Origin of the sequence: Nostoc sp. CCY 9925 (genome assembly GCF_963920935.1) — a bacterium.
Classification (GTDB): Bacteria; Cyanobacteriota; Cyanobacteriia; order Cyanobacteriales; family Nostocaceae; genus Nostoc.
Genome location: NZ_CAWUDO010000035.1, coordinates 60897 through 78024 on the forward strand (window position 1 = coordinate 60897; position 17128 = coordinate 78024).

17 protein-coding genes and 1 pseudogene are annotated in these 17128 nt (G+C 41.3%); 11 read left to right on the forward strand and 7 right to left on the reverse strand.

Going from position 1 to position 17128, the window contains the following annotated elements:
• Nucleotides 1-1080 precede the first annotated feature (1080 nt).
• The 5 genes from ACM0OY_RS18860 to ACM0OY_RS18880 all read left to right on the forward strand — a co-directional run bounded on the left by ACM0OY_RS18860 (nucleotide 1081) and on the right by ACM0OY_RS18880 (nucleotide 5483).
• A complete protein-coding gene (locus tag ACM0OY_RS18860; RefSeq protein ID WP_414570378.1) occupies nucleotides 1081-1428 on the forward strand; it encodes a hypothetical protein in 348 nt (115 codons plus the stop codon).
• Between the two features lie 98 nt (nucleotides 1429-1526).
• Nucleotides 1527-2675 carry a TOMM precursor leader peptide-binding protein gene (locus ACM0OY_RS18865; RefSeq protein WP_414570379.1) on the forward strand — a complete coding sequence of 383 codons (1149 nt, stop codon included), beginning with the start codon at nucleotides 1527-1529 and terminating at the stop codon, nucleotides 2673-2675.
• A complete protein-coding gene (locus ACM0OY_RS18870; protein ID WP_414570380.1) occupies nucleotides 2672-3982 on the forward strand; it encodes a YcaO-like family protein in 1311 nt (436 codons plus the stop codon). Before ACM0OY_RS18865 ends, ACM0OY_RS18870 begins: the two co-directional genes overlap by 4 nt.
• A gap of 86 nt (nucleotides 3983-4068) precedes the next feature.
• Entirely contained in the window at nucleotides 4069-4809 is a 741-nt protein-coding gene (locus ACM0OY_RS18875) for a SagB/ThcOx family dehydrogenase (protein ID WP_414570381.1), read from the forward strand.
• Nucleotides 4810-5210: 401 nt separating this feature from the next.
• Entirely contained in the window at nucleotides 5211-5483 is a 273-nt protein-coding gene (locus ACM0OY_RS18880) for a hypothetical protein (protein WP_414570382.1), read from the forward strand.
• Nucleotides 5484-5641: 158 nt separating this feature from the next.
• Here the strand turns inward: ACM0OY_RS18880 and ACM0OY_RS18885 are convergent, their stop codons facing one another.
• Nucleotides 5642-5812: a hypothetical protein gene (locus ACM0OY_RS18885; protein ID WP_414570383.1), complete on the reverse strand. Its 171-nt coding sequence runs from the start codon at nucleotides 5810-5812 to the stop codon at nucleotides 5642-5644.
• 85 nt (nucleotides 5813-5897) lie between these two features.
• Nucleotides 5898-7271, reverse strand: a complete 1374-nt coding sequence (locus ACM0OY_RS18890) for a DUF2252 domain-containing protein (RefSeq protein WP_414570384.1) — start codon at nucleotides 7269-7271, stop codon at nucleotides 5898-5900.
• Between the two features lie 346 nt (nucleotides 7272-7617).
• Between ACM0OY_RS18890 and ACM0OY_RS18895 the strand changes: the two genes are divergently transcribed.
• On the forward strand, nucleotides 7618-7965 hold the full coding sequence (locus tag ACM0OY_RS18895; protein ID WP_414570385.1) for a winged helix-turn-helix transcriptional regulator: 348 nt from the start codon (nucleotides 7618-7620) through the stop codon (nucleotides 7963-7965).
• Nucleotides 7966-7979: 14 nt separating this feature from the next.
• Here the strand turns inward: ACM0OY_RS18895 and ACM0OY_RS18900 are convergent, their stop codons facing one another.
• The 3 genes from ACM0OY_RS18900 to ACM0OY_RS18910 form a co-directional block, all read right to left on the reverse strand.
• Nucleotides 7980-8372 carry a salt stress protein, Slr1339 family gene (locus ACM0OY_RS18900; RefSeq protein ID WP_414570386.1) on the reverse strand — a complete coding sequence of 131 codons (393 nt, stop codon included), beginning with the start codon at nucleotides 8370-8372 and terminating at the stop codon, nucleotides 7980-7982.
• A 126-nt stretch (nucleotides 8373-8498) separates the two neighbouring features.
• A complete protein-coding gene (locus tag ACM0OY_RS18905) occupies nucleotides 8499-9104 on the reverse strand; it encodes a vWA domain-containing protein (RefSeq protein ID WP_414570387.1) in 606 nt (201 codons plus the stop codon).
• Between the two features lie 120 nt (nucleotides 9105-9224).
• Nucleotides 9225-9830, reverse strand: coding sequence for a vWA domain-containing protein (locus ACM0OY_RS18910; protein WP_414570388.1), 606 nt, complete (start codon nucleotides 9828-9830; stop codon nucleotides 9225-9227).
• Between the two features lie 589 nt (nucleotides 9831-10419).
• Between ACM0OY_RS18910 and ACM0OY_RS18915 the strand changes: the two genes are divergently transcribed.
• Nucleotides 10420-12804, forward strand: coding sequence for a PAS domain S-box protein (locus ACM0OY_RS18915; protein ID WP_414570389.1), 2385 nt, complete (start codon nucleotides 10420-10422; stop codon nucleotides 12802-12804).
• Nucleotides 12805-12811: 7 nt separating this feature from the next.
• On the opposite strand, the gene obgE is transcribed toward ACM0OY_RS18915, so the two are convergent.
• Nucleotides 12812-13834: a GTPase ObgE gene (gene obgE, locus ACM0OY_RS18920; protein ID WP_414570390.1), complete on the reverse strand. Its 1023-nt coding sequence runs from the start codon at nucleotides 13832-13834 to the stop codon at nucleotides 12812-12814.
• A gap of 140 nt (nucleotides 13835-13974) precedes the next feature.
• Nucleotides 13975-14655, reverse strand: a complete 681-nt coding sequence (locus ACM0OY_RS18925) for a Mo-dependent nitrogenase C-terminal domain-containing protein (RefSeq protein WP_414570392.1) — start codon at nucleotides 14653-14655, stop codon at nucleotides 13975-13977.
• 149 nt (nucleotides 14656-14804) lie between these two features.
• Here ACM0OY_RS18925 and ACM0OY_RS18930 point away from each other — a divergent pair, with 149 nt between their 5' ends.
• The 4 genes and pseudogenes from ACM0OY_RS18930 to ACM0OY_RS18945 form a co-directional block, all read left to right on the forward strand.
• Nucleotides 14805-15785, forward strand: a complete 981-nt coding sequence (locus tag ACM0OY_RS18930) for an SDR family NAD(P)-dependent oxidoreductase (protein ID WP_414570393.1) — start codon at nucleotides 14805-14807, stop codon at nucleotides 15783-15785.
• Nucleotides 15786-15925: 140 nt separating this feature from the next.
• Nucleotides 15926-16072, forward strand: coding sequence for a hypothetical protein (locus ACM0OY_RS18935; RefSeq protein ID WP_414570394.1), 147 nt, complete (start codon nucleotides 15926-15928; stop codon nucleotides 16070-16072).
• 147 nt (nucleotides 16073-16219) lie between these two features.
• Nucleotides 16220-16840: a hypothetical protein gene (locus ACM0OY_RS18940; RefSeq protein WP_414570395.1), complete on the forward strand. Its 621-nt coding sequence runs from the start codon at nucleotides 16220-16222 to the stop codon at nucleotides 16838-16840.
• 55 nt (nucleotides 16841-16895) lie between these two features.
• Nucleotides 16896-17033, forward strand: a pseudogene (locus tag ACM0OY_RS18945) (short-chain dehydrogenase); the annotation flags it as partial.
• Between the last annotated feature and the right edge of the window lie 95 nt (nucleotides 17034-17128).

A 17128-nucleotide genomic window follows, 5' to 3' on the forward strand; every position in this document is an offset into this window, starting at 1 on the left:
TTAAACCTGATTTTTATTTAGATAGTTCTCTAATTTCAAAAAGGTTGGATTCTGTTATCTCTCACTTTAGTACTCTCTATCAAGTTTTATTTCAACTTCTAGGGTATGAATATATCAAAAATAGTTAAAATTTATGCCCTAGAGAATTTACCCATATATGGAAACAGCCTCCGGCCGATATCAACTCTATAATTCATGCTTGATAAAATACTTCGCCTTAGCTGCTCTTGTTATATAATCTCCTGTTTCTAATCGTAGTATGACTATTTTTTATCGGATATAATATCAATACAAACTCTAGAACCTAAGTCTGAAGAGACATTTAAACCAAGCGAGTTTATTAAATAATCTTCTGCGTATAATCGTAGTATGAGTACTTGACTAAAGTGGTATTCATAAATGAATAGAGTGAGATCTTTTAGTAGAGCGATCGCTACTATTGAAAAAGCAGCTTTAATTATCAAATTATGTTAGATTTGGTATTTTTTTTAATTAGATTCTATAAAATAGGAGCTTTTTTTAGTGTTATCAATAGTTAATTTCATCTTGCTTAGGAAAGAGCCAAGTTATTACCAACAGTACAATATACTTCTTGAGAAAGAGCAAAAAGCTCTAGAAAAAGATATTGTTATAAGAATTAAAGTCTCAAAAATAGACACTATTGGTGACGTTGATTTTGGCAAAATTTTTCTGAATACTCAATTGTGTTAAAGCGGAGTTTTTTCACTCTCTAGTCACAGATAAAGTTACTATCTTTGACTGCAATTTAGTATAGAGACAAGATTTTGAGGCACATATCAATGTGTAAATTTACGTCACTGATAAGCAACTAATTTTGAGATTTTGTATATGATTAAGACTCTGATTTAGAGTCTGAGTTGTTGAGCTAAACCTGCCAAGGGATGACAGTCAAAAATTACGTGTTGTCTTATCTTCTGGTCATTCCTTCCTACTCACTTGTTTGAATACCTATTCTTTTGCGAAGATTTGGTTGACTTAAAAACGTCATCAATTTTTCCGGAAATCGAATGCAGATTCACAGACAGGTTAATGAATTGAAGTTAAAAGGAGTAAGGGATCATGCTTGCGGAAAAAACATTGACTCAACAAACAATAGACATGCGTCTGATAGACAAAGCAGACAAACTAGAACAACTTCTGTTGTCTGATGAGGAAATAGCAGCTTTAGAAAAATTGGCAATGCCAGGAGTATTAGACTCTACGATTCAACAAAGATGGTTTGCTAGTTGTGGCGGATGTGGCGGATGTCGCGGATGTGGCGGATGTCGCGGTTGTGGCGGTTGTCGTGGATGCATACCTTGTCGCGGATGTGGTGGATGTGGTGGATGTGGTGGATGTAAAGTCACTGACGCCAAAACAGAATTTGGTGTTATAGAAGACACTGATGAGGTCGGATTTGGATACTAATTAAGCTCATCCTGTCCCTAAAAGGTGATGAAATTTCGCGTTGGCTGTTGACTGTTAAGCGTCAACAGTCAACAGTTAACAGTCTTTTGATAAAGCCTATGAAATTAAACGACGATCGCCGCCTGCGTCTACTAGAACATGTCATTGTTCACGTTATGCCGCCAGATTGTAATGACGAAGAAACTATGGTATTCAATACGACGCGGCGAACAATAGCAGTAAAAGGTCAAGCATTACATGATGTGGAAAGGATTGTTTTACCTTTATTAGACGGCTCCCGAACAGTAGGAGAAATACGTGCTGCCATTGGCGAAAAGTTGACAGATTCTTCACTAAATCAATGTTTAGAGTTTTTGATGGACAACCGCTTAGTAGAGGACTTTTTGGAAGATACAGTCGATTTAGATAGTCGTGCTTATTTACTTCCTCAGATCGGTCTTTATCATGAACTTGGCTTTGAGCAAAAGGATGCCCAGAAATACTTAACCAACGCTAGAATTGCTGTTTTCGGACTGGCTGGTTCAGGGCTAGTAGCAGCAATTAACCTGGCTAGTGCTGGTATTGGTTTTCTCCGTCTGTGTGATGATGCTTGCACAGTCATGTCTGATTCCCTGATGATGTCAGGCTCCGTATTTAATAAAATCGGTGCTTTTCGAGGTGTGGAAGCGGCTCGACAAATCGAGGCGATAACTTCGTTAAGCTCCGCTAACGTAGGAGTAACTCGAACTGAGATTGTCACAGATCCTTTAACTAACGACGAAACAGTAAATGCTTTACTTGATGACGTTGACCTCGTTGTTGTCGCCACCGATGCAGTATCAGTCAATCTAGCCTATCGCCTAAACAGACTATGCTTGAAAATGCAGCGTCCATTGCTACCAAGCGGTGCTGCTGGTGTTGAGGGAACTGTCGGCCCGTTAGTCTTTTCTCCAGATGGCCCTTGCTATCTGTGCTATCGGATGCGGGCTATGGCTTGTGCGAAGCTTCCGGAAGCGGAGTTGGCGATTGAGCAACTTCTCAACCGAGAACGCCGTTCTCAACCACGACTGCGAGAAAACTTGCCTATAGGCCAGATGTTGGTTGGTAGTTACTTGGCTCTGGAAGCAGTCAAGATATTGCTTGGTCTGCCGATCGCCACTGACGGCAAATTACTGCATCTAGATTTGATCGGCACAAAGCTGACTCACAACGTTGTGCTAAAAAAACCTGGTTGCCCCCATTGTTCGCGGCAGGAGAAAACACAGTGAATGCAGCGATCGCTAGTCCACGCTGGCGTGATTTAGTCAGCCCCCATACTGGAATTATCAGAGCCATAGATAGATTCACCAAGCCTTATACAGAGTTTGAGTTTCCAGTTTTGTGGCAAGCTGAATTAGCAAATTTTCAGCTTCGCAAACAGCCAGATGATTTACGCTACGGCGTAGGCAGGGGCATGACTGATGAACAGGCGATTTTTGGTGCTGTTGGCGAAGCTATAGAACGCTACTGCGGCAGCATTGTCCATGGCCGCCAGATCGTTGTCAGTAGCTATGAAGAATTAGGCGATGATGCCGTGCGTCCTCCAGCTTTTTTCTCGTTTTCTAACAAACAATACTCTGACCCAATTTTTCCCTTTCCAGTTTTCGATCCTGCCATGCAGACTTCGTGGATTGCTGGCATTTCTCTGGCAACCAACCAACAGATTTTAGTCCCAGTGTCCCTGGTTTATTTTGACTGGGATAGCGATCTATCAGGGGATTATATTTTACCCGTCAGTTCTAATGGCATGGCTAGCGGCCCAACTCTTGAGTTTGCTGCTTACAGCGGTTTGTGCGAGTTGATTGAGCGCGATGCTTTTATAATTACATGGTTAAACCGCTTACCTGCTCCACGCATCTATTTCCACCACCGACCAGGAATTGAGACTGAAATTGCACGCCACTACGCCAGATTTGGAATTGAGCTAGTTACTTTCGATTTGACCACTGATATTAAAGTCCCAGTTGTGATGGCAATGTTAATTGACCATTCTGGCAAAAGTCCCACTGTTGCAACTGGTTTGGGATGTCATCTTGATGGACCAACGGCGCTTCGCAAAGCGATTTTTGAAGTTTGTCAATCCCGGTTTGGTGACATACAACGTATGGCTGGCGGCGCTGGGGCTAATCTCAATCAATATAGTGATATTAAGTCTTTGGACGATCACAGTGCTTTTTTCTACACAACGGCTCGGCTCGGTGAGTTAGACTTCTTATTTCACCATAACCAAAGCCTCAAGGTTGAAGATTTACCAACTTATGCATCTCAACCAGAGGTGGAGAAATTGCGATCGCTGATTGTCAGGTTGCATTCAGTGGGTGTTGAACCTTATTTAGTTGAGCTTACAACCCCAGATATCAAATCCCTCGGTTTTCGAGTAGTGCGGACTTTGGCCAGTGGACTAGTCCCTATATATTTCGGCTATGGACAGGAGCCACTAGGTACTCAACGTTTGTTCGATGTACCAGAAAAGTTAGGTTATGGCGGACAACGTACTGAAGACGATCTAAATCCTTGTCCACATCCTATGGCTTAGGTACTTAGACAAAATTAATTACTAGAGAGTTATTGTGTAAGCACTATTAGTAGAAACACTTAAATAAAAATGAGGAAATTGGAGCAATGTACACAGCCGATGAACCCCTGGAGTTAGCCCTTCTATATCATTTGAATTCTCCAGTACCTAAAAGTTATGTCAAGCGTGTTCCGGCTATTCAACTGCGGTATATGCCGGAGGCTCCTTTTCTTGAACTTCCCAAAGCACCGCGCGATAACCCGCTAACTGAGCTTTTGGAACGACGTTCTTCTGTGCGATCGTTTGAGAATCAGGTTATGCCGCTCATCTCATTGGCTCAACTACTCGACGCAGGATGCGGAATCAACGGTGTACGCCAAGTGGAGGGTCAATCCTACGAAGGTCGCAACTCTCCATCTGCGGGGGGACTTTATCCAATTGAAATCTTCGTATCCACACAAGCCGTAGAAGGTCTAGCTGCCGGACTATATCACTACGAACCACGCGGTCACGGTTTACATAGGGTCAGTGATACAGTACCAACAGATTTTATAGAACCTTTATTGCAGCAGGATTACGTTGTGAATGCAAATGCTCTGTTCGTGTTCACATCTGTTTTTATGCGATCGATGTGCAAATATGGTGCCCGCGGCTACCGCTTTGCTCTTTTTGAAGCTGGTCATCAAGCTGAAAATATATGTCTGATGGCTGTGCAATTAGGCCTTGGTAGTCTTTGTATCGGTGGATTCCATGATGTGAGTGTGAACGCAATTTTGGGCATTGACGGCAGGCTTCATGCTGCACTTTACTGTGTTGCAGTCGGTAGTTATAGCAGCCAGGAATCATAAATTATAGCAATCCTAAATGAGCCGTGAAAATCTCCGATTCCTGTCTGTGCGTTCTCTGCGCCTCTGCGGTTAATTTATTTTTACAAATGATTTAGGACTGCTATATAGCTAGCGATTTTCATTTAAATGAGGTATGTGGTAGGGTAGCACAGCTGTGCTACCCTACAAATTTTTTGTATTCTTAATTCAGGATTATGTCACCCTAGTTTGTCTTGCCATTATTGCTGCCAATAACAGAATTAAGCTAAAAAGTGACCAAGAATTCAGATTTCCATTGGTCGCGAAGACAAAATCATTAACAGGGGTTGCTACTGCATTCCTTGGTGATTCCAGCTTTTTCTCGGTTGAATGACTGGTATCGTTTTTGTTGTGGCTTTTGTTTTCAACTTTGGCGGTTGTAGATGAACATAGGAATAATCCAGCCTTACAGTAACGGCTTTTTGGATGTTGTACCAGAAGGTGAAGGCAGCGACTACTGGCAGATTGCAGCTATACACATCAATGGCCAAGCTTACTGCCCTACTCCTCGGCTTTATCGTTCAGAAAAAGTGGCATTAACAAAAGCTGCACAAATTTATGATTGGATAGTTGACCATGAACACCAAATCAGTAATGGAGCATACAACTGTTCTGAATTGAAACTCATCCTATGGCAGCAACCAAAAGTATCTTAGTAATAGCAGGCAACAGGCAATAGGCAACAGACTTTTAAGCCTGTTGCCTGTTTCCTACTATTTATAGCCGTAGTCACACAGGTTAGGACATTTTGAAAGCATGGAAGCTAGGAATAGTAATACTTTTACCTCCTGCCTTCTGCCTCCTGCTATATTTTCTAGTAAATTACTAGCCAGTTGTAGCGAAGCGATGACCGAGCGCTGTAAGTCGGCTGCTGAGTTATTCTACAGCGTTGGGTCAACAACTGGCGATTTGTCGAGGTACTGAGGCGTGGAGTAAACCATTCCTCGTGTAACCTCTTGTCTGTTGCGTTCTGTTGATATCTCATTTAAACTGCAAAACACACAGAAGTTGTGCCAAATTGCCACAATTTTTGAACATCGTCCCCCGTAGCCCAGGTGCAAAAGCAAAGTTTAGTAGAGTGTTACCCCTCGGTTGTAAGCGTCTTTAAAACTTGCATAGTCGTAATCGACTTGAGCTGCATAGTCTAGAGCAAAGTTAACGATCTCATCTTTAAATACAGCCTTGTTACCGCTGGTGATATCACTCACTTCCTTGTCAACGCTGACGGCAATAATCGCAGCATCGTAGTCTTTATCTGAGATGGCATGATTCTTAGCAACTACCTTCCCTGCATAGTCCATCGCATCCATGAACTTTGACTTAGTAGTTAGCAACGTATAATCAAAATCTACTTGGTAGGGTGATTTTTCACGCACCATAAAGGGAATGCTGCTAACAGTAGTGTAGCCAACTAAAGGGTCAGTATTAGAAAGCATCGCTTTGGTGACGATTGTCACCCTTGCCCCTTCATGATTATTGAAAACTGAACTCGGCAACAGACCTGGAGATCCGATCGCCACAGCGCTACTATTTTGTTGCTTCATCTCCAAAATCCGGTCATCGTCGGTTTGTAAACTTGGCCCTTCAATAAGCAAGTAATACCGATACTTACCAAGACTACCAGTACCAGAACCTAATTTGAGACGAATATCTTTTAGGGTGTAGTGACTATTGCTGTAGCGCTTGCTGCTGGGAATTGAAGCGATATAGCTGCTCATGGCAGCAGCTATATTTGAATAGGTGGTGCTAGATACAGGCTGGAGTTCCGAAGTTGTCTGAAAAACGCGATCGCTAGTGCTATTTAACAGCGTGTACTTATTTAGCAAACTAGAGCGATTCTTGCCTGCTGCCTTTTGAATCAAATCCTTAACCACACCGTTGGTATTGCTCTCTTCTAGGCGGTATGATAGCTCGTCATTAGTCCCTTTAAAGTCGCTCATCTTGTTGAGGTACGCATCCAGGAAATTTCGCACAATATCTTGAGCATCACCGGAGCTAAAACCGTTTTCTTTAGCTGCCAAGAGGATAGAGACTGCCATACGTCGCAAATCCCAAACGTAGGGGCCAAGATAACCTTCATCAAAGTCAGTGGTATCAAAGACGTTATTATCGTTGCTATCTCTCATTCCTCCAAGATTCTGCATATGCATATCTCCTTCTAACCAAATAGCTGATATCGAAGAATTGACAAATCCTGAACCTGGTAAAGTTTGCATATCACGATAAAAGATGTGAGCTGTCCCTCGGTAGAAGGCAAAGGGGCTAGCTGTCATCTTTTGCATTTTCGTTGTCAGTTCTTGGGGCAATTGAGAAGCAAACGGATGGTTGTATTGGTAAATTTCATTTTCCACCCACGTTGAACGGGGAGTTGCAGCTTGAGATGTAGATGCAAACCCCAAAGTTAAAATCAGGGCGGTGATGATTGCAGATATCTGTTTGAGCATGAAAGTTTCTTAGGCAGTAAAAAAATTAACTTTTGCTGGACTCTTGTATGGGGAAAATCATCCAACAACAATTCTTTTACCACTTTGGGTTACAGCTTAGAAAGTAATTTAAAGCACAATGTAATAACTATTCATAAGTAATTTCATTACTAGTTGTGTAGCCTTAGCCCGTCGCGACAAAATGATTTGGTTAATCGTACTTCACCGTTGGCTATTGCCCCAAGTCTGTTCCCTCTCTGGAAGGGTGCTGATACGGGTGAAAGTCCCGTACACCAGACTCAGGTTTAACTAGCATTGGCCGAATATAATAATACTGATTTGGAAGTAAATTTCCACCAAAATATCTATGAAAGCTGAAGCAGAAAACTATACCAGGCTGACTTGTGAAGTAGAAACTACACTCAAGGTGATTGGCGGACGCTGGAAGGTTTTGATTATTAGAGAATTAATGGCTGGTGTCAAACGCTTTGGCGAGTTGCAACGGGCTTTACCTGGAATAACCCAAAAGATGCTGACTCAGCAACTTAGAGAAATGGAGGAAGACGGTATTATTCATCGAGAAGTTTATCCCCAAATTCCACCAAAGGTGGAATATTCACTCACGCCTCTAGGAGAAACTTTGCAACCAATTCTCTATGCTATGCATGAATGGGCTGTTCAACATTTTGCTCGAAACAATCACCATCAATATTAACCTTTTAGGCGTTATTAGTTATTTCGTAAATATTCAATCGCTGCCTCTAATTTTGACGGATAACTTTCAGCAAACCTTTCAAACCAAAGTCCTTCAGGCGACAATGGGTCTATTTTCCCTAACCATTCTTTTGCTTGCACTTTTAAAACCTCTAGTTGTTTAATTTTGAGTTGTTCTTGGCGAATTCGTTCCTGTTCTAGTTCTTCCTGCCTTTTTAATTCCTCAGCAGCATCTTTTTCTACAAAATCAGCCTTAACTTCTACCAAAAGATTATCCATCAAAGAGGCAGATTTGGGTGATGGTGGAATAAAAGATTTGGCTGTAGTTGATTTTGGCGGTTGCTGTTTGGGTTGTTCTTCTTTGTATTCAGTTTTAAGTTCAGCTAACAGCTTATCAATAGAATCCATTTTTATAAGTCCTATAAAGCGAAAGCAAAAACCAAGATTCTATTTGGCATTTTTTCAAAAGGCTAGAAAAATAGAAATTGTTAAAAAGCTTGCTTTATAACTATTCTTTTGCCTTTTGCCTAATATTTAGTCATTAATGGCATTAAGTAGCACTTCTGATAAACTCAAATCTTCCATATCTTCCATAGTAATTGTGTCGCAGATATCAAACTTAGCGCCGGCGCTTTGGAGTTCATCGTCTAAAACTTTGAGAAAACGGGTAGCTTGTTGATCTGTACCAACTTGAATGAAAGAAATGGCTAACTCTTCATCTCTATCCATGCGGCGAGAAGCTTCAATAATCACCTTCATTACGGCTTTGCGATCGTCCGGTTCGCCATCAGTAACCACTAAAATTGTTTCACCATTTGGCTTGGTTTGACCGGCTCCTTTGCGTTGAAAGTAATCATCAGTTGCATGTTTCAACACACCTGCTAAGTCAGTTGTACCAGAGGGATCGTTTTCTCGAAAAATTTGTGCTACCTTACTGGATGTCACATTTTCATAGCGCTTAAATTTACCAGAGAATACATAAACAGTTATACCATCTGGGTCAAATTGCTCACATTTACTAGCTAAAGCTAAAGTAGATTCCTGTGCTGTCACCCATCTGCTTCTACCACCCTTTTGATCTGGCGTGGCCATGCTGCCACTTTTGTCAATAATTAACGTGTAATCTCGATTTTCTAGCATTTTATAGTTTCCCAAATATTTAGTCAGGATTTATATAGTATAAATCAGGTTTTGAGCATAGATAATATCTCCCAAAATTGTTAATTATTTATTAGATAAAACTTCTACTTTTCGGTATTATCAGTCAGTTATGGCGTTGGTTAATACGTCTACAAGGCTCATTTCTTCTAGATCATCTAAAGTGACCGTATCGCAAATATCAAATTTAGCGCCAACACTTTGCAACTGGTCATCCAAAGCCTTCAAAAACTTAGTCGCTTGGGTGTCTGAACCTACTTGAATAATCGAAATTGCCAATTCTTCATCACGCTCCATCTGGCGGGTAGCATGAATGATAACTTCAAACACAGCTTTGCGATCGTCTGGTTCACCATCAGTAATCACTAAAATTGTTTCTCCGTTTGGCTTGGTTTGACCGGCAGCTTTGCGTTGAAAGTAATTATTCATTGCATCCTGGAGTACACCTGCTAAGTTGGTTGTACCAGCAGGATCGTTTTCCAAAAATATCTGTGCAACTTTGGCTGAGGTTACGTCATCGTAGCGTTTAAATTTTCCAGAAAACACATAAACAGTGATACCATCTGGGTCAAACTGTTCCGCTTTTCTTGCCAAAGCCAGTGTAGATTCTTGGGCTATTTCCCATCTACTTCTACCACCAACTTGGTCGGGTGTGGACATACTGCCGCTTTTATCAATGATTAGTGTGTAGTCGCGATCGCTCATCATGTTTTTCCTGTAATTATTGCCGTGTGGTTCTAGTTTAACCCCGTTTTTTTTTCATTAAGCAAAGGTTTTAAGCTTTTGTATCAATTATGTTATTCAATATAACTGCGCTACAATATATTAATACAGATAAATACGGTTAAATGCGTTTGCTTGGTGTCTTTGTTTGGTAAAGTTTTCCGTAGGTATTGGTAGTCACCAAAAATATTTCAAAATGATTTTATTTTACAAATATCAAATAAGTATTAAATTTTATTAAACTCAACCCAAATTGTAGGGTCATTATGGTTTTCAGGGTTTTTGTCTTCAAAATAGGGAGTGAGGAGTGGGAAAGAAATATTTTCACGCCCTGATTGTGTGATTTATTACATAGCTATCTAGGTTTAAAAATTCAGATGCAAGAAAGCCTTATGTGTTGACTTTTGGCGTTGTGGGTGTAGTATTTACCAATTCTGACTTCTAAATTTTAAATTGCGGCTGCTTTTTACTTGTTGCAATTGTATTAAATCTGGGAATACTAAATCTAAGTGATGCTAACACGCACCTAGTTAAACAGCTTTTGTTGAGCTTGATTTTAAACATAAATTCGGGTATGAACCATCCCAGATTCTTAGATAGTCATTTGCCAAAACAAAACCCTCAGCAAGAAAACTTTTCCCCCGTATTTCTGTGTCAGATGATTAATAGTATATCTGACCCCATTTTTGTCAAAGACCGTCAACATTGCTGGGTACTAGTTAACGATAGCTACTGTGATTTGGTGGGTCATAGCCGAGAAGAACTAATTGGCAAGTCAGATTATGATTTTTTTCCTCAAGCAGAAGCTGATATTTGTTGGGAAAAAGATGAACTAATTTTCACTACAAATATTCTTGATGAAAACTTGGATATTTTTACTGATGCTCAAGGTATTAATCATCTGGTTTCTAGAAAAAAGTCTTGCTTTGAAGATGAAATTGGTAATAAATTTTTAGTAGTTAGTATTCGTGACATTATTTTACAGGAACAAGCGGATAAACTTTTAATTGTTAATAGCAAGTCTAGTAATATTACTGGGATAACAGAATTAATGCAAACTTCTGAGGCACTTCGAGAAAGCCTGGAAGAACTGCATCAACAAAACAAAGAACTAGCGATCGCTTATGAAACGTCACAATTAGAACGTCAGCGTTACCAGAATTTGGCAGATAGTTACTTAGTCAACGATAACCAACAGCAAACAGAGCAAAATTTACACCGCACTAATGCTGTACTGCAAGCTCAACAAGAAGCTTCTATCGACGCAATTCTAATTGTTGATGAAAATCGTCAAATTGCATCATACAATCATAAATTTTGTCAATTATGGCAAATTCCATCACGAATCATCCAAACACATGACGATCGCCAACTTCTGGGATGGGTACTAGACCAATTAGTTAATCCAGAGGAATTTCTGTCTAAAGTCGAGTATCTTTACCAACATCCACAACAAAGCAGTCGCGATGAAATTTTGCTCAAGTCAGGAAAAATTTTTGACCGCTATTCAGCACCGATAGGTAGGGATCAAGGTTTAGAGGACTGTTACGGTAGGATTTGGTATTTTCGTGAGGTTACCGAATATAAGCAAGCAGAAGCACAACTTAAGGCTTCACAGCAAAGACTGGCCTTGCTGATTGAACAAACGCCTTTAGCCATTATTGAATGGAATACCAACTTTGAAGTTCAAACATGGAATCGGGCAGCAGAAAAAATATTTGGATACAGCACAGAGGAAATACTAGGAAATTCTTTTGAGATTATAGTTCCTGAAAATGTAAGAAAACAAGTAAATCAAATTATCACTGCTTTGTTAACACAACAAGGAGGCAGTTTTAGTGTCAACGAGAACGTCACTAAAGATCATAAAACCATAGTCTGTGAATGGTATAACAACCCCTTAGTAGATCCTAATGGTCAAGTAATTGGTGTTGCTTCAATGGTGCTGGATATCACAGAACGCCAACGAGCAAAGGAAGCCTTACTTAAGTCACAAGAACAACTACGAAAACAAACCCAAGAACTCCAACAAGCACTCGACGAACTTCAACGCACCCAAATTCACTTAGTTCAAAGTGAAAAGATGTCTAGTTTGGGTCAACTAGTTGCAGGAGTGGCACACGAAATTAACAACCCAGTAAATTTTGTTTATGGTAACCTCAGCCCTGCAAATCAATACATGCAAGATTTACTTTCACTTTTGCAACTATACCAAAAACACTATCCCCGACCTGTGCGAGAAATTCGGGATTTTGTAGAATTCATCGAACTGGACTTTTTGAAGTTAGATTTGCCACAAATATTCAACTCCATGAAAGTTGGGGCAGACCGCATTCGAGATATTGTACTTTCGTTGCGAACTTTTTCCCGCTTAGATGAAGCTGAAATGAAAGCAGTTGATATCCATGAAGGAATCGATAGTACTTTGATGATTTTGCAAAACCGCTTCAAAGCTAACGACCAACGCCCAAAAATTGAGGTAATTAAAGAATACGGCAAACTACCCTTAGTTGAATGTTACGCTGGGCAGCTAAACCAAGTATTTTTGAACATTTTGACAAATGCGATCGATGTTTTGGAACAGGGAGTGGGGAGTGGTGAGTGGGGAGGTGGGGAGTGTGGGGAGATGAGGGGGAAAGATTTCTTTCCATCCTCCCACACTCCTCATGTCCCATCCCCAACTCCGAAAATTCGCATTCGTACCCAACTGTTGGAGCAAAATCAGGTAACAATTAGAATTGCCGACAACGGATTGGGAATACAAAAAGATCTGCAAAAACAGATTTTTAACCCGTTTTTCACTACCAAGCCCATCGGCAAAGGTACGGGGATGGGACTTGCTATCAGCTACCAAATCATTACAGAAAGACATAGTGGTTGCTTACAATGTATTTCGCAGCTAGGAAGAGGTGCTGAATTTGTAATTAAAATTCCTCTGAAGCAGGGTATATCAAGATAATTCCTAATTATCGCAATAATTCTTCAGCGGGCTTGATTTGGTCGAGAATTTCCCAGATTTGCTGTAACATTGGCTCTAAACCAGTGCGGGTAACTGCTGAAATCAAAAAAACCGGGGCGTAGGAGAGATGATTCAGTTGGGTAGCTAATGCTTCCAAATCTACAGTTTCGCGATCGACAGCATCAATTTTATTTAACGCCAAAATTTGCGATCGCTCTGTTAAACCTCTTCCATAAGCTTTTAATTCTTGCTGAATCGTGTTGTACTCTCCAATCACGTCATCACTGGTGGCATCAATCAAGTGGAGTAACACCCGTGTGCGCTCGATATGACGCAAAAAATCATGTCCAAGTCCAGCCCCTTGGGCAGCTCCTTCAATTAGTCCGGGAATGTCAGCGAAAACAGTACCATCACCAGTGGGTTTCCGCACTACACCTAAATTGGGGATCAAAGTAGTGAAGGGGTAGTCTGCGATTTTTGGGCGTGCAGCTGATAAAGATGAAATTAAAGTCGATTTTCCAGCATTTGGTAAGCCAATAATCCCAACTTCTGCCAAAAGTTTCAACTCCAGGCGCAACTGCTTTATTTCCCCTGGTAAGCCTGGAAGAGCGTATTCTGGGGCGCGGTTACGGTTGCTCAAAAAATGCTGATTTCCTAGTCCACCTTTACCGCCTTGGGCAACACGTAAAGTCTGCTGAGGCTCAATTAAATCCCCCAACAATTCGCTACTTTCGGCATCATAAACAGATGTACCGCAGGGAACTTCAATAATCAAATCTTTGCCATTAGCCCCAGTGCAATTATTCGGGCCTCCACGACTACCGTTTTCGGCTTGAAAGCGATGATTGTATCTGAAGTCCAGCAAGGTTTGTAGGTTTTCATCAGCAACGAAAATTACCGAACCACCTCGCCCTCCATTACCACCAGAGGGGCCACCAGCCGGCACATATTTCTCCCGTCGGAAGGCGACAATACCATCGCCGCCCTTGCCAGCTGCAACTTCAATTTCTGCTTGGTCGATAAATTGCATATTTTTTGAGTACCCAGTCCTGAGTGCTAAGTGCTGAGTGATAAGTGATGAGTTATTAATTATAAGTTTTTAATGAACCTTCACTTGTTACTCTTTACTTTTAACTCAATACTCGCCACTCAACACTCCCCACTCCTCACTCAAATATATGGTGAAACATCTTCACCACACTTATCTGCCAAATAGGAGAGGGCGCGGAAACGTAAGCCCACTAGTTGTTCATACAAAGGGTTAATTTTACACATCGGTGGTATATGCACAATCTTGCGTCCAAACAGGGTGACATCCCGCTCAAAGGGGCACTGGGAGGGAATCATTTTACACAAAAAGCGGGCTACTCTTGGGTCTTGGATATCTAGTCCATCAAGCCACTCGCGCAGGGGGTGTAGTGCATCAATTTGGCGTTTTGTAAGTCCAGTTGCAGCGATAGTGGGGGTAATTTGCTCTGGATATTCTAGGGTGTGACGGAGGGCTTTGAGTATATCCTCTGGTTGTTCTAAGGCTTGGCAGAACTGTTGCAGAACCTCATCTTCGGTGGGAGAATAAGTACCATCTGCGATCGCTACCATCACCGCTGTGCGTAAGAAATTTTCCGCTGCTGGCGTACCTTTGCCCAACACTGCGGCTAATTCTTCAGGCGAAATTATCTCTGGTGGTTCCTCCCATTGAATCTTAGGAGCTAATTCATCTTTAGTGATGGTGGCAATTATTTGTTGTTCTTGTTCATCAAAATTGCCATCAGCCCAAGCAATAGTAAGCAGTCCACGTAACCAAGCGGCAATTTGTTCGCTGCTGTAGGGGGATTGAACGGTAGTTGTCATAAACTTACGCTTCACGCTTTCCTCGATCAATAGTAAGCTACCGTGAATCGCCACGCGAGTTATTCCCCAGTATTTCAATATTCTGTTTTAGCAAAGTTCCAAACTTGATAATACAGGATTGGACAGGTAAATATATTTCATCAGCAATCATGAAACACCTTGAAGGTAAAGTCACATTAGTCACTGGTGCAACGCGGGGAATTGGTCGAGGAATTGCCATTGGCCTCGGTGAAGCAGGTGCAACTGTCTACATTACTGGTCGCAGTTTAAACAATTCCTATTCTAATGATGATATTTCTGGGACTCTAACTGAAACCCAATCAGCCGTTGAGCAAGCAGGTGGTGTATGCATTCCCGTCCAAGTAGACCACAGCGACGATCAGCAGGTGCATTTGCTGTTTGAACGCATCCAAAACGAGCAAAATGGACAACTCGATTTGCTGGTAAATAATGTTTACTCTGGAGTCAGGGCAATCAGAGACGCTCATGGGCGTCCTTTTTGGGATAGTGAGCCGAGTCTTTGGGATGCTTGCAACAATGTTGGGCTTCGTAGTCACTATGTAGCGAGTGTTTTTGCCGCCCGGATGATGGCTAAGCGCAAGTCTGGACTAATTTGCACTATTTCTTCCTGGGGCAGTATGTCTTATATCTTTAACGTAGCATACGGTGTTGGTAAAACAGCCTGCGATCGCCTAGCCGCTGATATGGCTGTTGAACTAAAACCCTATAACGTTGCTTCGCTTTCAATTTGGCCGGGTATTGTTGGTACTGAGCTTTTTTCTCGTTTTGCTTCTGAAGCGAATCCAACCAATGCTACTGACCAAAGAAGCTCTGTTTTCAGTGACCGTTATAACTGGGAGACTCCGTTATTTACCGGACGAGCGATCGCTAAACTGGCTGGCGATCCAAATATCATGCGTCATACAGGACGCTTGCAAATTGTTGCTGAACTCGCTAACCAATATGGAATTGTAGATGAAAATGGCGATCGCCCTGCGTCGTTACGCTCTCTACGTTTTGTACTGCCGGCTGCATTGCCCGTACTGAGAAATTACTCAAAACTCATACCCGATATTAAAGTGCCGTGGTCACTGTTGCTAGTCACTGCCCTGAGTTCGCCTAAAGTTTAAAGGGTAGGGGGCATTAGGCGGTAGCATAACTTCTCTCAAGAATCATTGCACGAGGGGCTAACGAGGATATTTCATTTGATTACGCCAATCATGGAAGAGAAAAACTTAGTCGTGTCCGAAGAAATTGATTAAGGAGTATTATGGATGCCAAGAAGAAAAAAGCCAGAATCAGTACTTTAAGCAAGCTTTGGCGGCGGGTAGAATTTTGTGCAAATTTCATAGCTGTTGTGAACGGTCACCACAAAATTGCTGAAATCAAAGTTTTTGGTAAAAGCTTTATGCTGTAAACGTTCTAGATTATTCTCTCATGAAAGTGATAAAATCGGGTTAAAAATGTATGTTTAACTGTCTTAACAGTCCTTGTATTTTTGTGAAAATCTGGGATTAAACTATACTAAACACGTTGAAAATTAGACTTTTATGAGGACTAAAAAATGACTCCAAAAAAATTACAAAAACTAGCTGCATCAATTATTATTAAAGTTATAGGATTAATAATAATTGATGCTGTTCCGTCGCTGGCAGCTACTGTGACTTATGACTTTACTACAGATATTAAATCGGGATATATATCAGTAATTAATTCATTGTCTGGCATCTCTGATGAGCAAAAACATTTGAGTGGTTACTTGTCTTATGATGACTCAGAATTAACAGGAATAGGAGTAGAAAAAATAGCAATCACTGAGGGACTGGTGGCTACTTTATCTCATCCTCTAGGAGAGTTTTTTCCTATATCAGATGAAGATGTCGTTATCCCCCCTTTCATCACATTTGATGAGGGAAAGTTATTAGGACTTACTGCTGCTTTTATAACAGTAAATGGACTTCCAGGAGCTTTTGAAGCTATTAATATTCAGAATCAATCTATCACCGATTCTTTTTTCGTCCGGTTAAGTCCATTCGACGATACTGGTGGTGGTTTATCGGGCACTGTCCAATACTCTCTAAGAGGTGGGACGGGAGAACCTACTCTTATCCCAGAATCTTCTACAGTGTTAGGAATTTGTCTTTTTGGTTTAGCAGGGGTATTTCATTATAGGCAACGACATTAGGGATTTCTACTTTCGTATTCAAAGGGGGTGTCGATGGTTTGAGCGATCGCCTCGCCCTGCGTCGTTACGCTCTCTACGTTTTGTACTGCCGGCTGCATTGCCCGTACTGAGAAAATATTCATCGCTCATACCTGATATTAAAGTGCCGTGGTCACTGCTATTATTAAATGCTCTAAGTTCCCCTAAAGTTTAATGGGCATTGGGCATTGGGTAGGAGTTAGAAAACTCGGTTCATCCACCTTTTATCTCCGTTAACGAGTATTTGAACTGGATGAATCCACCTTTTAT

What these genes read in the sequence shown, in the direction of transcription:
- ACM0OY_RS18895 (WP_414570385.1), top strand. Translation starts at nt 7,618, where the DNA reads ATGAAAGCTGAAGCAGAAAACTATACCAGGCTGACTTGTGAAGTAGAA.
- ACM0OY_RS18905 (WP_414570387.1), bottom strand. Translation starts at nt 9,104, where the DNA reads ATGCTAGAAAATCGAGATTACACGTTAATTATTGACAAAAGTGGCAGC.
- ACM0OY_RS18935 (WP_414570394.1), top strand. Translation starts at nt 15,926, where the DNA reads ATGGATGCCAAGAAGAAAAAAGCCAGAATCAGTACTTTAAGCAAGCTT.
- ACM0OY_RS18875 (WP_414570381.1), top strand. Translation starts at nt 4,069, where the DNA reads ATGTACACAGCCGATGAACCCCTGGAGTTAGCCCTTCTATATCATTTG.
- ACM0OY_RS18925 (WP_414570392.1), bottom strand. Translation starts at nt 14,655, where the DNA reads ATGACAACTACCGTTCAATCCCCCTACAGCAGCGAACAAATTGCCGCT.
- ACM0OY_RS18900 (WP_414570386.1), bottom strand. Translation starts at nt 8,372, where the DNA reads ATGGATTCTATTGATAAGCTGTTAGCTGAACTTAAAACTGAATACAAA.
- ACM0OY_RS18860 (WP_414570378.1), top strand. Translation starts at nt 1,081, where the DNA reads ATGCTTGCGGAAAAAACATTGACTCAACAAACAATAGACATGCGTCTG.
- ACM0OY_RS18865 (WP_414570379.1), top strand. Translation starts at nt 1,527, where the DNA reads ATGAAATTAAACGACGATCGCCGCCTGCGTCTACTAGAACATGTCATT.
- ACM0OY_RS18910 (WP_414570388.1), bottom strand. Translation starts at nt 9,830, where the DNA reads ATGATGAGCGATCGCGACTACACACTAATCATTGATAAAAGCGGCAGT.
- obgE (WP_414570390.1), bottom strand. Translation starts at nt 13,834, where the DNA reads ATGCAATTTATCGACCAAGCAGAAATTGAAGTTGCAGCTGGCAAGGGC.
- ACM0OY_RS18940 (WP_414570395.1), top strand. Translation starts at nt 16,220, where the DNA reads ATGACTCCAAAAAAATTACAAAAACTAGCTGCATCAATTATTATTAAA.
- ACM0OY_RS18885 (WP_414570383.1), bottom strand. Translation starts at nt 5,812, where the DNA reads ATGAGATATCAACAGAACGCAACAGACAAGAGGTTACACGAGGAATGG.
- ACM0OY_RS18890 (WP_414570384.1), bottom strand. Translation starts at nt 7,271, where the DNA reads ATGCTCAAACAGATATCTGCAATCATCACCGCCCTGATTTTAACTTTG.
- ACM0OY_RS18915 (WP_414570389.1), top strand. Translation starts at nt 10,420, where the DNA reads ATGAACCATCCCAGATTCTTAGATAGTCATTTGCCAAAACAAAACCCT.
- ACM0OY_RS18880 (WP_414570382.1), top strand. Translation starts at nt 5,211, where the DNA reads ATGAACATAGGAATAATCCAGCCTTACAGTAACGGCTTTTTGGATGTT.
- ACM0OY_RS18930 (WP_414570393.1), top strand. Translation starts at nt 14,805, where the DNA reads ATGAAACACCTTGAAGGTAAAGTCACATTAGTCACTGGTGCAACGCGG.